At 35.0% G+C, this 14,307-nt stretch carries 13 protein-coding genes and 1 pseudogene; 11 read left to right on the top strand and 3 right to left on the bottom strand.

Going from position 1 to position 14,307, the window contains the following annotated elements; all coding sequences use genetic code 11:
* Positions 1-8: 8 nt before the first annotated feature.
* The 11 genes from ACXVWB_RS08390 to ndk are packed head-to-tail and all read left to right on the top strand — an operon-like array spanning position 9 to position 11,476.
* Positions 9-1,007 carry a glycosyltransferase family 2 protein gene (locus ACXVWB_RS08390; protein WP_458485316.1) on the top strand — a complete coding sequence of 333 codons (999 nt, stop codon included), beginning with the start codon at positions 9-11 and terminating at the stop codon, positions 1,005-1,007.
* Positions 1,008-1,021: 14 nt separating this feature from the next.
* Entirely contained in the window at positions 1,022-2,191 is a 1,170-nt protein-coding gene (locus tag ACXVWB_RS08385) for a hypothetical protein (protein ID WP_458485315.1), read from the top strand.
* Positions 2,188-3,633 carry a flippase gene (locus ACXVWB_RS08380; protein ID WP_458485314.1) on the top strand — a complete coding sequence of 482 codons (1,446 nt, stop codon included), beginning with the start codon at positions 2,188-2,190 and terminating at the stop codon, positions 3,631-3,633. Before ACXVWB_RS08385 ends, ACXVWB_RS08380 begins: the two co-directional genes overlap by 4 nt.
* Before the next feature lie 10 nt (positions 3,634-3,643).
* A complete protein-coding gene (locus tag ACXVWB_RS08375) occupies positions 3,644-4,357 on the top strand; it encodes an IspD/TarI family cytidylyltransferase (RefSeq protein ID WP_458485313.1) in 714 nt (237 codons plus the stop codon).
* Positions 4,354-5,397: an NAD-dependent epimerase/dehydratase family protein gene (locus ACXVWB_RS08370; RefSeq protein ID WP_458485312.1), complete on the top strand. Its 1,044-nt coding sequence runs from the start codon at positions 4,354-4,356 to the stop codon at positions 5,395-5,397. Before ACXVWB_RS08375 ends, ACXVWB_RS08370 begins: the two co-directional genes overlap by 4 nt.
* 17 nt (positions 5,398-5,414) lie before the next feature.
* Positions 5,415-6,518 (top strand): UDP-galactopyranose mutase, encoded by a 1,104-nt coding sequence (gene glf, locus ACXVWB_RS08365; protein WP_458485311.1) that lies wholly within the window; start codon positions 5,415-5,417, stop codon positions 6,516-6,518.
* Between the two features lie 51 nt (positions 6,519-6,569).
* Positions 6,570-7,850, top strand: coding sequence for a sugar transferase (locus tag ACXVWB_RS08360; RefSeq protein ID WP_458485310.1), 1,281 nt, complete (start codon positions 6,570-6,572; stop codon positions 7,848-7,850).
* The gene (locus ACXVWB_RS08355) at positions 7,837-8,715 is read left to right on the top strand and encodes an acyltransferase (RefSeq protein WP_458485309.1); all 879 of its coding nucleotides are present in this window, start codon (positions 7,837-7,839) and stop codon (positions 8,713-8,715) included. Before ACXVWB_RS08360 ends, ACXVWB_RS08355 begins: the two co-directional genes overlap by 14 nt.
* A gap of 3 nt (positions 8,716-8,718) precedes the next feature.
* The gene (rfbB, locus tag ACXVWB_RS08350; RefSeq protein ID WP_458485308.1) at positions 8,719-9,726 is read left to right on the top strand and encodes a dTDP-glucose 4,6-dehydratase; all 1,008 of its coding nucleotides are present in this window, start codon (positions 8,719-8,721) and stop codon (positions 9,724-9,726) included.
* A gap of 18 nt (positions 9,727-9,744) precedes the next feature.
* The gene (gene pepB, locus ACXVWB_RS08345; protein WP_458485307.1) at positions 9,745-11,046 is read left to right on the top strand and encodes an aminopeptidase PepB; all 1,302 of its coding nucleotides are present in this window, start codon (positions 9,745-9,747) and stop codon (positions 11,044-11,046) included.
* Positions 11,047-11,056: 10 nt separating this feature from the next.
* The gene (gene ndk, locus ACXVWB_RS08340; protein ID WP_302998326.1) at positions 11,057-11,476 is read left to right on the top strand and encodes a nucleoside-diphosphate kinase; all 420 of its coding nucleotides are present in this window, start codon (positions 11,057-11,059) and stop codon (positions 11,474-11,476) included.
* 48 nt (positions 11,477-11,524) lie between these two features.
* Here ndk and ACXVWB_RS08335 read toward each other — a convergent pair.
* The 3 genes and pseudogenes from ACXVWB_RS08335 to ACXVWB_RS08325 all read right to left on the bottom strand — a co-directional run bounded on the left by ACXVWB_RS08335 (position 11,525) and on the right by ACXVWB_RS08325 (position 14,239).
* A pseudogene (locus tag ACXVWB_RS08335) lies at positions 11,525-12,255 on the bottom strand (ABC transporter ATP-binding protein).
* Positions 12,248-13,225, bottom strand: a complete 978-nt coding sequence (locus ACXVWB_RS08330) for a FecCD family ABC transporter permease (protein ID WP_458485306.1) — start codon at positions 13,223-13,225, stop codon at positions 12,248-12,250. The pseudogene ACXVWB_RS08335 and the gene ACXVWB_RS08330 overlap by 8 nt, the downstream one beginning before the upstream one ends.
* 228 nt (positions 13,226-13,453) lie before the next feature.
* On the bottom strand, positions 13,454-14,239 hold the full coding sequence (locus ACXVWB_RS08325; protein ID WP_458485305.1) for a helical backbone metal receptor: 786 nt from the start codon (positions 14,237-14,239) through the stop codon (positions 13,454-13,456).
* Between the last annotated feature and the right edge of the window lie 68 nt (positions 14,240-14,307).

Genomic DNA, 14,307 nt, shown 5'->3' with positions numbered 1-14,307 from the left:
GTTATTTTATGCAAAAAATTCTTACTATTACCATCCCTTCTTATAATGTGGAAGCTTATATTGCAGCAACATTAGATACAATGGTAACAATCAATAATTTAGATTTGTTAGAAATTTTAGTCGTTAATGATGGTTCAAAAGACAATACTGTTTCTGTAGCACAACAATATGTAGATAAGTATCCTAATTCTGTTCGAATTATTGATAAAGAAAATGGTGGACACGGCTCAACCATCAATGCTGGTATTCGAGAAGCAACAGGAAAATATTTTAAAGTAGTAGATGGAGATGACTGGGTGGATTCACTCGCATTACAAAATCTATTGGATTTTCTTAAAGATCACGATGCAGATTTAATTATCAATCCATGTAACCAAGTGTTTATGGATGACAACCAACGCAAAAAGTTATTGGTTGAGTTATCGCCTGAAACAAAATATGGTGAGGTTATTTCATATGAAGATGCATTGAAATATATGGGTGAACTTCAACAGATGCATATGACCACTTATAGAACTGCTATTTTAAAAGAAAATAATATTAAAATTAGTGAAAAGATGTTCTACGTGGATAACGAATATAAAATTTATCCTTCAATTTATTTAAAAACGGCCATTATATTGAAAGATGTTTTATATCAATACCGTTTAGGCCGAGAAGGTCAGAGCGTTGCACCTGAATCACTAATAAAAAATCGTTTTATGTTGGAGCAAGTGACATTGAATTGCTTAACGTTCTTTTCACAAAAAAATCAGCAAATGTTATCGATTCTACGTGAGGCTATTAACCTGCGCCTAAATAAGATGATTCATTTAAGAACTCAAACAGCCTTTTTACAAGAAAATTCACAACAAGCAAAAACGGAATTAAAAGCGTTTTTAGATAAAGTTAAACAAACAAATCCAGATTTTTATAATCATATTTCAACAAAGTTAGTTAAGTTACTTAAATTTTTGGGATTTGGCTTTTTTGGAGTAGTGAAGTTTCTCTATAAAAATAAAAAATAATAGCAATTATGTTAATGGCTAAAAAACAGTATTCTGCGTTTTTTTTAATTCCGTTTGGTCTATGGGTATTATATCGCCAGATTTTTTCTTCAAGATATGTATCTTTAGTACTAGATGCGGATGCTTATTTTGCTCTATTTAATTATAGTCTGTTTTTTTTATTCATTGTTTGTATCTTATTTATTTATAAGATAAATAAGGAAACCTGGATTGATCTCCTTGTAATTGCTACTTTTGCTATCTCAACTTTAGTAACAAAGCAAAATGGTTTTTTAATTAATTTTTGTCTGGTTTTTATACTTTGCAAATATATTGAATTCAAAAAGTTACTCGTCGCATTTTTGTGGTTGAGCTTTATTTCCTTGATCGTTATTTATCTAGGTGATCTATTTGATTTATATCCTGATTTAAATATAGACCTTTTTAGAGAGGATGGGAAAGAACGCCATCTAATGGGATTTGGATTCCCAACGCTGCTACCAAATTATTTTTATCATTTTGTATTATGTTACTTCATTATTAGAGGTACTAAAATTGGTGGTGTTGAATTATTGTGTATAGTCGGTTTGAATTATTATTTATTTTATATGACAGATACGAGGGCTGTTTATTACTTAATAAATTTGCTGTGTTTTCTGTTATTTATCAATAAATGGTGGAAGATTGATTACCATAGTAAGTGGGGGATTGGTTTCCTATTTAAGTTTGGAACATTATTTAGTTATATCATTTGTTTTTTAGTTGCTGTTTATTTGCAATGTACGTTTAATCCAGAAATAGATTGGATGCTAAATATCGATAAAGCATTATCTGGGCGATTATGGCTAGGTAATCATGGCTTTCATGAATATGGCATTCATTTATTTGGTGCTAATGTTGAGTATGTCGGCTTTGCAGATGTAACGGAAGGAAAAGGTTATTTTTATATTGATTCAGCGTTTCAACAACTGTTGATCAACTATGGTGTGATTCCTTCACTATTATTAGCTATAGGTTTTACAAAATTAGCCTATTTGGTCATCCAAAAAAATAATGTTGTTTTTGGCTTAGTATTGATTTTTTTGATGTTGCATTCTTTAACGGATCCACAATTAATCAATCCTACATACAATCCAATATTTTTTGCACTTGCTTATTTGTGGTCAAAAAAATCAAAAGCGAGACTTTTCCAAGAGTTAAGATGAAAATAAATTCGATAAAATTTAATTTTGTAATGAATTTGATATTGACCGTATCGAATTTTCTATTTCCATTAATTACTTTCCCTTATGTTTCTAGAGTTTTATTACCAGAGGGAACGGGGAAGGTTGCTTTTGCTGTTTCTGTCATTACCTATTTTTCGATGCTAGCGACTTTCGGTGTAAACAGTTATGGTGTGCGAGCAACTGCGCAAGTTAGAGATGATAAATTACAGTTATCAAAAGTGACACATGAGATTTTAGCAATTAATTTTGCTGTAATGTGCTTTGTTTATGTGCTGTTTTTTATTGCTTTAGATGTCGTGCCACAATTAAGTGCTGATCCTAAATTATTTATTATTACTTCCAGTATGATTTTATTCAGTATTATTGGAGTAGAGTGGCTATATAAGGGCTTGGAGCAATATCGCTACATTACAGTTCGTACAATTATTTTTCGTTTAATTGCATTAGCTGCGACATTTTTACTGGTTAAAGAAAAAAGTGATTATTTAGTTTTTGCGGCAATTACTGCATTTGCCACTGTAGGCTCAGGGTTCGTTAATTTTATTAACTTGAGAAAAGTTATCTTACTTAAGTTTATTGGTCAGTATGAATTTAAGCGACATCTTAAGCCGATGTTTATTTTCTTTTTAACAAGTTTTGCCATAGCCATTTATACTACGACCGATTCGGCAATGCTGGGCTTTATGACGAATGATACTGAAGTAGGATTTTATAATGCTGCAATTCGAATTAAAGCTATTCTATTGAGTATAGTGACTTCTTTAGGTGTCGTATTGCTCCCTAGATTGTCGTACTACATTCAAAATAATATGCAGACTGAATTTAATGCTGCATTAAATAAGTCAATAAATTTTGTATTCGTGATAGCTCTACCTGTTGTATTGTTTTTTATTTTATTTGCAGAGCAAACTATTTTAGTGCTAGCTGGCGAACAATATACAGATGCGATTTTGCCATTAAAAATTGTAATGTTAGCGATAGTGTTCGTTGGTATTACGAATATTTTAGGTGTCCAAATTTTAATTCCATTGAAGAAAGAGACTGCACTTTTTACTTCTGTGATAATTGCGGCATTTGTTGATATAGTGCTAAATTTATGGTTAATTCCTAAGTTTGCTTCTGTTGGTGCGGCAATTGCTGTGGTTTGTGCGGAGTTTGCTGTCTTATGCGTTCAGATCTATATGGTTAGGTCCTATTTAAGTATTCTTTTTGTTGACATTGAATATGGGAAAATTATTATCTCATTAGCCTTATCAGGAATAGTTTCTTATTTTTTATACCCATTTATTTCTTCTTATTTAATTGTAAATTTAGCAATAATAGCGATTATTTTTGGTATTGTTTATTTACTTAGTTTGTTTGTGTTAAAAGAAAAATTTATTAATGAAAGTTTCTTAATGATAAAGGATAAGTTTCTTTAAAAGGATAGATATGAATTACGCACTTATTTTTGCTGGTGGGACTGGTTCTCGAATGAACTCAAAATCATTGCCAAAGCAATTTTTAAAAGTATATGGCAAACCCGTTATTGTTCATACGCTTGAAAAGTTTGAACAATGTGAGGTAATCGATGCGATTGTTGTCGTGATTTTAAAAGGGTGGGAATCTCATTTAGAAGATTTAGTAAAACAGTATCATCTAAAAAAAGTGATACGTATTGTGCCTGGTGGCGATTCAGGGCAAGAATCTATTTACAATGGTTTAAAAGAAATGGATAGTGGCATTGTGGTTATCCATGATGGGGTAAGACCGTTTATTAATGATGAAATCATTATTCAAAATATTGAGCTTGCAAAAGAAAAACAGGTAGCGATTACTTGTGCCACAGCAAAAGAAACTTTTGCTTATGTGGAAAATAATTATATTAAACATGTAATTAAGCGTGAAAACTCATTTATTGCTAAGGCCCCGCAAACATTTAATTTAGATTTAATAAAATCTGCACATCATAAAGCCATTGCAGAAAATAAATTTTCGTTTATTGATTCCTGTATGATTGTTAAACATTATTATCCAGAATTAGATTTTCCAATTGTTCTTTGTGGACCAGAGAATATCAAAATTACCACACAAGAGGATTTTTATCTTGCAAAAGCAATGTTTTCTATTGAAGAAGATGAGCAGCTATATCGAGGTAGTGAATGAGCATATTAGAAGAGGATTTTAGAGAGTTATCTCAACGATTGAGCCCAGAGTTATCTCAATTAGACGGGAAAAGCATTTTATTGGTTGGTGCAACTGGAGCAATTTCTAGCTATCTAGGTAGGTTTTTAATCAATGTGTTACAAACAAAAATTGCAAGTTTTCAGCTTACTTTAACGGCTAGAAGTGAAGGGAGCTTAAAAAAATATTATTCAGAAGTAGATAAATCTCTCTTTAGATGTATTTTTTTAGATGTTAAAGAACCATTCCAACTTGTAGGGCAGTATGATTATATCATTTTTGCAGCCGGTAATGCTGATCCAAAAAATATTGTGAATAATCCATTGGATATTATTCATACTAATTATTTAGGATTACATAATACAATCGAATTCGCGAAGAAACAGGCAAAAACGAAAATTGTATTTTTTTCAACTCGTGAAATCTATGGAATGGTTTCAAATAAGTCTGTGATTGAAGAAGATGATATTGGTATACTGGATCCTTTAAACTTTAGAAGTTGCTATCCTGAAGTTAAAAAATTATGCGAGAATATGCTCGAATGTGCTGTCGATAGTTATGCTAATTTATCCTATAGTATTCTTCGCTTAGCGCATATATATGGACCAGGAATGAATATTCAAAATGATGGACGTATTATGAATGACTTAGTGGAGATGACCGTAAATGGTAAAGGAATTAAGTTATTAAGTGATGGTAGTGCGGTTCGCGCATTCTGTTATATCAGCGATGCTGTGACGGGTATAATTAAAGCAATGTTAGTTAATGAAAATAAAGCCGTATTTAACATTGCTAATGAAACAGAAGCTAAATCTATTCGAGAGGTTGTAACTCTTATTCAAGAAATATTTCCAGTGTTAGTTCCTTCTGTAGAATATGCTCAAAATAGTAATGCTAACTCTAAAGGGTATTTCTTTACTTCTCGTGCAGAATTATCAACAAAACGTTTAGAATCTTTAGGCTGGAAGCCTGAGACATCATTAGCAGAAGGTCTTAAAAAGACGATTCAAAGTTATTTATAAAATTGAAGGATAACAAAATGAAAAAATATGACTATCTTATTGTTGGGGCGGGTCTTTTCGGCTCAATTTTTGCTCATGAGGCGACTAAACGTGGTAAAAAATGCTTAGTAATTGAAAAACGTGATCATATTGGTGGAAACTGCTATACCCAAAATATCGAAGGCATCAATGTGCATAAATACGGTGCTCATATATTTCATACAAGCAATAAAGTTGTTTGGGACTATATTCAGCAATTTGCTGAATTTAACCGTTTTACCAACTCTCCTGTAGCTCGTTACAAAGATGAATTGTATAGTTTACCTTTCAATATGCTTACATTTAATAAAATGTGGGGTGTTATCACGCCACAAGAAGCAGAAGCTAAAATTAAAGAGCAGATATCAAAAGAGAATATTACAGAGCCTAAAAATCTAGAAGAGCAAGCTATCTCATTAGTTGGCCGCGATATCTATGAAAAATTAATTAAAGGTTATACTGAAAAGCAATGGGGACGGAAGTGCACAGAACTTCCAGCATTTATCATTAAACGTTTACCAGTTCGTTATACCTATGATAACAACTATTTCTATGATACTTATCAAGGTATCCCAATTGGTGGTTATACGGGTATTTTTGAAAGAATGTTAGAAGGTATTGAAGTAAAATTGAATATTGATTTCTTTGCTGAGCGCGAATATTACGAAAGTTTAGCAGAGAAGATAGTGTTTACAGGAATGATTGATGAATATTTTGGTTATCAATTCGGTAAATTAGAGTACCGTAGTTTACGTTTTGACAATGAAATATTAGATGTTCCAAATTACCAGGGAAATGCAGTAGTAAATTATACGGAAGCTAAAGTACCTTATACTCGTATCATTGAACACAAACACTTTGAATACGGTACGCAAGCTAAAACGGTAATCACTCGTGAATATTCAAAAGAGTATGAAGAGGGGGATGAGCCGTATTATCCAATAAATGACCAAAGAAATAATGAACTTTATACTAAATATAAGGAATTAGCAGATAATCAGACTAATGTAATATTTGGTGGTCGATTAGCTCAGTATAAATATTTTGATATGCATAATATTATTGCTGAAGCCTTAGAATGTATAAATAGTCATTTCAAATAGAATAAGTATAGAGGGTTAGCTTTGAATAAGTTCATATCAACGATCACTTTAATGCTATTTGATGTGGTGGCTATATTTTTAGCAATCGCGCTAGCTGTATCACTAAGAAAGATATTAAATCTCTTCTTTGATTTGCCAGTTATTGGATATAGTTATCTCTCATTTGGAAGTGTTTATGTTACCCTTATTTTTATTTTATTTTATTTTGGCGTTTATACAAAACGTTTTGACTTTTGGCACGAGGCTAGAATAGTTGTGCGTTCTAGCCTCTTATCTTTTGTTATTGTATTAGCAGGGTTGGTTTTAGGACAGAATGCTGAATATTACTCTAGAAGTACGTTGATTCTAATATTCTCGTTAAGTGTGATAACAATACCATTATTGAAGCTATTTACTAAAAAGGTTTTATTTCTATTAGGCTTTTGGAAGAAAACGGCAAAAGTAATCTCAAATAATCATGATTTTGAGTCCGTATTGTTTGATAATTATTACTTAGGTTATGTAAAGTCATCAGATTCTAAACACTCGACACTTTTCATCGATAGTGTGAATTTGACGAAAGAGAAACTTGATAGGATCATTGAGGAGAATATTAAAAATAGCAGAGAGATTATCTTTACACCTGTGCTAAATGGGTATGACTTCTCACAATCGCATATTTATAATGTGTTTAGTTCGCGTACAAATGTATTTATTTTGGAAAATAAACTATTAAGCAAGATAAATAAGTTTATCAAGTTAATGCTTGATTATCTGTTGGTGATATTTTCATTCTTTTTATGGGGGCCAGTGCTTCTGATTATTGCTTTTTGGTTGAAGCTTGAAGACCCTAAAGGTGATATTTTATTTAAGCAAAGACGTTTAGGGCTAAATGGTAAAGAATTCTTTTGCTATAAATTTAGGTCAATGTATTCAGATCAATCTTTTATGTCAGCATGGTTGGAAAATCACCCTGAGGAAAAAGCATATTATGATCTTTATCACAAGTATATGAATGATCCCCGAATTACAAAAGTAGGTCGTTTTTTACGAAGAACCTCTCTTGATGAGTTACCTCAGTTATTTAATGTATTGAGAGGAGAAATGAGCCTTATCGGACCGCGTCCATATATGGTTATTGAGAAAAATGATATAGGTAAAAAAGCACCGCTAGTATTAGCTGTTAAACCTGGTATTACTGGATTATGGCAGGTTAGCGGGCGTAGTGATGTGCATTTTGATGAGCGTGTTGAGATGGATGTTTGGTATATGAAAAATTGGTCATTATGGAATGATGTTATTATTCTACTTAAAACAATTCATACTGTTATAAAACGCGATGGAGCTTCTTAATGGGTGTAGTAACCAAATCAAGAATAACATATTTGGATATCGAAATAAATATTCAACTCAGGATTTCTTTAAAAAGAGAGTTTTTAGAGCAATAGTTCCCTTCATTATATGGAGTATTATTTTACTATTCCACTCGTGGTTAGTGGGGAAGTTCGCATATAAGAATATCAATGAAGTTTTGAGTGCTATTATTACAACAAGAATATACCATGGTGATATATATTGGTTCTTTATCCCTCTGATATCATTGTATTGTTTTATACCCGTATTATCCTTGCTAAAGGATAACAGGAACATCTTGTGGTATATGGCTATTTTTTTATTTGTTACTCATTCTTGTTTGCCATTACTCTTTCTATCTTTAGGTGTTAAATATAATAATTCATTATCATTTCCAGTTGCTGGATATGTGTTATTTCTAATTTTAGGTTACCTTTTTTCTACAATCGAGCTATCTAGAAAGCAAAGGATTATAATTTATTTACTTGGCCTGATATCTGCATTTATTAGATATGCTGGAACCTATTATTATTCTTTAGAGCAAGGAAAGATTGATAAGTTTCTGTTTGGTTATATACAATTTCATTCTGTATTATTAGCCTTGGCAGTATTTGTTCTAGTTAAAGAAATAGGAAAATATGTCGAATCTGTTAAGATCGCAAACTTTCTTGCCGTTTTATCATCATGTAGTTTGGGGATTTATTTAATTCATAAGCTAGCGATGTCTTATGAATTGTATTTTCTACAAATTACAGCTGATAATGTTTATTGGCGCTTTGCTGGGGCTTTTTTGACCTACTTTGTATGCCTAAGTGTAGTGTTCGTTATAAAAAGAATTCCTTATTTGAGGGTTGTTTTTCCATAAGCTATGAATATCCTCATCACCGGCGGTTCCGGCTTCATCGGTTCCGCCCTTATTCGGTATATCATTAATCATACTCAAGATTCTGTTATCAATATTGATAAACTGACCTATGCGGCAAATCAATCAGCGTTGAAAGAGGTAGAAAATAATCCTCGCTATGCTTTTGAGCAAATTGATATTTGTGATCTTAAGGCGATAGAAAGCGTTTTCGAGAAATATCAGCCTGATGCAGTGATGCATTTGGCGGCAGAAAGTCATGTCGATCGTTCTATTTCTGGAGCAGCTGATTTTATTCAAACCAATATTGTTGGTACTTATACGTTGTTAGAGGTTGCTAAGAATTATTGGTATACCTTAGACGAAGCTAAAAAAACGACCTTTCGATTCCACCATATTTCTACTGATGAAGTGTATGGGGATTTATCCCTTTCTGCGCCAGCCTTTACTGAACATTCCCCTTATCATCCGAGTAGTCCTTATTCCACCTCGAAAGCAGCAAGTGATCATCTGGTGCACGCTTGGCATCGCACTTATGGTTTGCCGGTGATTATCACAAATAGTTCCAATAACTATGGGGCTTATCAGCATGCTGAAAAGCTCATTCCTTTAATGATTTCAAATGCTGTGATGGGAAAGCCTTTGCCAATTTATGGTGATGGGCAGCAGATTCGTGATTGGTTATTTGTGGAAGATCATGTTCAAGCTTTATATTTAGTTTTAACCAAAGGTCGAGTCGGGGAAAACTATAATATCGGTGGAAATTGTGAAAAAACAAATCTTGAAGTGGTTAAAATGATTTGCAAACTACTCGAAGAACTTGCACCAAATAAGCCTAATTACATTAAGTATTACGAAGATTTAATGACTTTTGTAAAAGACCGACCTGGTCACGATGTGCGATATTCATTGGATTGTTCTAAAATTTATGCAGAATTAGGTTGGCGACCGCAAATAACCTTTGAACAAGGACTTCGTCAGACGGTAAAATGGTACTTAGAGAATAATAGATAAATAAAGGAGAACAACCACATGCAAATTACATTATCAACGGCTCCCGCTTCGGAGTGTTGGGGCAAAAATGTCATTTTAAGTTTTAATCAAGATAAAGCCGTTATTCATCTTAAAGATGATGAAAAATCGAACCTTGTTTTAGTCCAAAAAGCGGCACGTAAATTACGTGGGCAAGGTATTAAAGATGTAGAGCTTGTGGGTGATGCATGGGAGTTAGAAAATTGCTGGGCATTTTATCAAGGTTTTTACTCGGCAAAGCAAGACTATTCGATTGAATTTCCTCATTTAGATGATGAGCCACAAGATGAATTATTAGCCCGTATTGAATGTGGTGATTTTGTGCGTGGAATTATTAATGAACCGGCACAAACCCTTACTCCGGTTAAATTAGCCGAACGCGCGGCTGAGTTTATTTCTAAACAAGCCGAAAATTATGCTGATAAAAGTGCGGTCAGTTTTCAAATCATTTCTGGTGAAGCGTTAAAAGAGCAAGGCTATCACGGGATCTTTACGGTGGGGCGTGGTTCTATTAATCCACCCGCTATGTTGCAATTAGATTTTAACCCGACTAATGATCCAAATGCGCCAGTATTAGCGTGTTTAGTGGGTAAAGGTATTACTTTTGATAGTGGTGGTTATAGCATCAAACCAAGTGATGGTATGAGTACTATGCGTACCGATATGGGGGGCGCTGCATTATTAACGGGAGCATTAGGATTTGCGATTGCGCACGGTTTAAATCAACGTGTAAAACTCTATTTATGCTGTGCAGAAAACTTGGTGAGCGGTAATGCATTTAAATTGGGTGATATCATCACGTATAAAAATGGTGTAACTGCTGAGATTTTAAATACTGATGCGGAAGGGCGTTTAGTATTAGCAGACGGTTTAATTGAGGCTGATAGCCAAAATCCACAATTTATTGTCGATTGTGCAACCTTAACCGGTGCAGCGAAAGTGGCAGTCGGTAATGATTACCACAGCGTGCTTTCCATGGATGATGCGTTGGTAAATAGCTTGTTCCAAGCCTCGAAAGAAGAAAATGAGCCTTTCTGGCGTTTACCTTTTGAAGCGTTCCATCGTAGCCAAATCACTTCTTCTTTTGCTGATATTGCAAATACAGGTACAGCGCCGGTTGTCGCAGGCGCAAGTACTGCAACAGCATTTTTATCGTATTTTGTGAAAAACTATCAACAACGTTGGTTGCATATTGATTGTTCGGCCACTTATCGTAAATCTGGTAGTGATTTATGGGCTGTGGGTGCAACTGGAATCGGTGTGAAAACTTTAGCAAATTTATTAGTAACGAAAGCAAGTTAAGTAGGATTTTATGACAGAACGTACTTTTTCAATTATCAAACCCGATGCAGTAAAGCGTCATTTAATTGGTGCTATTTTAGGGCGTTTTGAATCACAGGGATTTCGTGTTGTTGCACTTAAAATGGTGCAATTAACCAAAGAACAGGCGGAAGGTTTCTATGCTGAACACCAGGGTAAACCATTTTTTGAGCCGTTGGTGGAGTATATGATATCTGGTCCGATGGTGGTTTCTGTATTGGAAAAAGAAAATGCTGTGAAAGATTACCGCACTTTAATCGGGGCAACGAATCCGGCTGAGGCGGCAGAAGGCACTATCCGCAAAGACTTCGCGTTAAGTCAGCGTGAAAACTCTGTCCATGGTTCTGATAGTGTTGAAAGCGCAAAACGAGAAATTGCTTATTTCTTCGTAGATTCAGAAATCCAACCATAGTTCATTTCTATAAAAAAGCACTTAGTGAATTGCTAAGTGCTTTTATTTTTATTGCTTTTCAATTTTTGAGATAGTCTTTTTCATTGGGTCAATTTCAGCCCGAATATGAAAGGCTTTTGCCAAATTGTCTGCATTCAACACGGCTTGCGTTTCACCTACAGCTAACAATTTTCCTTTATCTAATAGAACAATTTCATCACAAAATTGATAAGCCAATGAAAGGTGATGAATGGCAACAACACACGTATGTTGTGGTGTGAGTGATTGAAGCTGTTCCATCATATCAATTTGATAATAAGGGTCGAGTGGCGCAATCGGCTCATCGACCAATAAAACAGGAGATTCTTTAATGCAGCAGCGGGCGAGTTGTGCACGCGCTTTTTCGCCCCCTGAAAGTTGTTGAAATGGCTTATCAAGTAAATGCGTTACCGCAAATTTTTCTGAAAACGCTTGAATTTTTGACCGCTCTTTTTCTTTTGGTAATGGAGCTGTCAAGCCTAACGCAATCACATCATAAACCGATAAATCCCAATGAATTTGCGTATTTTGTGCAAGATAAGCAATGTGTTGGCTTTTTCAGTTGCATTCATTTTGCTTAATGGCTGATTATCGAACCAAACCTCCCCTTGTTTGAGGGGGAGGATACCCGCAATGGTTTTTAATAAGGTAGATTTTCCCGCACCATTGGCGCCCATAATACCAATCAACTTACCTGATGGAAGCGTACAGTTGATGTCATTTAAGCAATAGGTTTGGGTGAGTTTTTCAATTCTAATCATAGATTTTTCTCTGTTGCGTTAATAACATCCAAATCAAGCAAGGGGCACCGATAAGTGCGGTCAATGTGCCGATGTAAATATGTGAAAACAGTGAGATATATAAAATCGCCAAATCAGCCAATAATAGCAGTAAAGCCCCAATTAATGCACTGGTAAGGTAAAGTTGTGACGGACGAGCTTTCAGTAAAATACGGGCGAAGTGTGGCGCGATTAAGCCGATAAAACCAATGGTGCCGGTTTGTGGAATGGTTGCCCCTACTAATAAAGCCACACCAAAGGTGCTGATAAAAAAGCTACGTTTGGGATCTACGCCCATTGTGCTCGCTGTTTCTTCACCAAAGGTGAGTAAATCTAAGTATCGGCGAGTGTGGTATAAACAGAAAACTCCCGCCAGAACAATCGGGAGTGAAATAAGCAAGGTATCTAATTTTGCCCACATCAATGAGCCTTGTAGCCAACGATAAAGTTCAGCTAATGCCCACGGGCTTTCCGCGTTGGAAAGTAGTAATGCAATTGCAGAACTAAGCAACATATTGACCGCTAAACCACTTAGAATCATCATCGTAGTGCCGTAGTTTTTAGCGATCAAATACACGATAAAAAAGCTTAAAAGCGCGCCAATTACTCCTCCGGCTAAGAGCAGTGAAAATGGCACGGCAAAATAATAGAGGATAAATACACTAGCCGCTGTTGCGCCAGAACTACTGCCAAGTAAGCCTGGACTCGCTAATGGGTTTTGGAAAATGCCTTGCATCGCATTGCCGGCAATCGCTAGGCTAGCACCCGTTAATAAAGCTAAACCAATACGTGGGAAACGAATATCCCACAGCACCATCGAACGCATATCAGTGAGCACACCATCCGCATTTTTAAGATGCGCGAAATCACCGAGCTGATGATAAACTGCAAATCCGCTAATCAACAGCAACGCGAAGAAAAGTGCGGTATTTAATTTTAGTGTTTTGGTCAATGATCAATTTCCTATGTAATCCAAATATCATTTGTTAATTTGATTTTGTCAAATCTCCCCTAACCCCTCTTTGCTAAAGAGGGGGATTAGAGTGTAGGGACTTATAATTCTGATGGTTTATTCTAATCATTTATACATAAAGACATATAAATATGTCATCTAGAGTTAATTTAATAATGGAATTCCCCTCTTTAGCAAAGAGGGGTTAGGGGAGATTTGTCAGCTACATTATTTTAACTGCTCATAAATCTTCTCCGCCCCTTGCCACACGCCGTGATCGAAGCAATAGGTATATTTCATCGGGATGCTGACAAGCGGTTGGTTTTTGAAAAAATCTTGCAACATAGGGTGGTGCAGTAATTCGGCTTGTGCATTGTAACCTTGTTTGTCAGTCAGAGAAATCAGTACATTCGGTTGGCTTAAAATCACTTTTTCTAATGAGAAATTTTGTGCGGTAAGTGGTGTTTTTAGTGGCGTTAATCCGAGTAAACTTAACAGCACGGGATATTGCGGATAATAACTCTCTACTACGCCCGTTTCCGACAAAATCAGTGTATCAGTAAGCGGTCGATTTAAGTGAAAGTTTTGCGATTTGAGTTTTGTTACTAAATCAGCCGCTTTTTGCTCATTACCCAGTTGTTTGCCTAAGTCTAGAATCAACGTAAATAATTCATCTGGCGTTTGTGGGCTGTCGTTAATGGGAATAATCTTCACATTGAGTTTTTTCAGCTCTGCGACTAATTGTGGATAAAAGGTTTCGTTAATCAGAATCGTTTTATCCAAATAGGGCAATAATTCCGTTAATTGCGGTTCTAGTACAGGTTTGTCGGTATTAATTTTATCCAACATCATCAACGGATTTTTTGAATAAGGTGACTGTGCAGCAATTTGTGAAGGCTCAGCCAGTTCAATAAGTAATCTGTCACTGCAAAGCGTAAGCGAGACAAATTGTTCCGAAGCCTGAGCGGTAAACGGAAGGAAAAGTGCGGTTAAAATTAAGCGAGTTTTTTGCATATAGATAATGATACGCTACGCCATCAAGAATGTAAAAAGGCGTGCTAAGCACGCCCTTGTTAGTAGGT

The sequence above is a fragment of the Haemophilus sp. SZY H53 genome (assembly GCF_054332375.1).
The sequence above is the reverse complement of the archived record's forward strand: the minus strand, read 5'-3'. Positions and strand labels throughout refer to the sequence as shown.

Coding starts and splice junctions, on each gene's coding strand:
- ACXVWB_RS08390 (WP_458485316.1), top strand. CDS start 9: ATGCAAAAAATTCTTACTATTACCATCCCTTCTTATAATGTGGAAGCT.
- ACXVWB_RS08385 (WP_458485315.1), top strand. CDS start 1,022: ATGGCTAAAAAACAGTATTCTGCGTTTTTTTTAATTCCGTTTGGTCTA.
- ACXVWB_RS08380 (WP_458485314.1), top strand. CDS start 2,188: ATGAAAATAAATTCGATAAAATTTAATTTTGTAATGAATTTGATATTG.
- ACXVWB_RS08375 (WP_458485313.1), top strand. CDS start 3,644: ATGAATTACGCACTTATTTTTGCTGGTGGGACTGGTTCTCGAATGAAC.
- ACXVWB_RS08370 (WP_458485312.1), top strand. CDS start 4,354: ATGAGCATATTAGAAGAGGATTTTAGAGAGTTATCTCAACGATTGAGC.
- glf (WP_458485311.1), top strand. CDS start 5,415: ATGAAAAAATATGACTATCTTATTGTTGGGGCGGGTCTTTTCGGCTCA.
- ACXVWB_RS08360 (WP_458485310.1), top strand. CDS start 6,570: ATGCTATTTGATGTGGTGGCTATATTTTTAGCAATCGCGCTAGCTGTA.
- ACXVWB_RS08355 (WP_458485309.1), top strand. CDS start 7,837: ATGGAGCTTCTTAATGGGTGTAGTAACCAAATCAAGAATAACATATTT.
- rfbB (WP_458485308.1), top strand. CDS start 8,719: ATGAATATCCTCATCACCGGCGGTTCCGGCTTCATCGGTTCCGCCCTT.
- pepB (WP_458485307.1), top strand. CDS start 9,745: ATGCAAATTACATTATCAACGGCTCCCGCTTCGGAGTGTTGGGGCAAA.
- ndk (WP_302998326.1), top strand. CDS start 11,057: ATGACAGAACGTACTTTTTCAATTATCAAACCCGATGCAGTAAAGCGT.
- ACXVWB_RS08325 (WP_458485305.1), bottom strand. CDS start 14,239: ATGCAAAAAACTCGCTTAATTTTAACCGCACTTTTCCTTCCGTTTACC.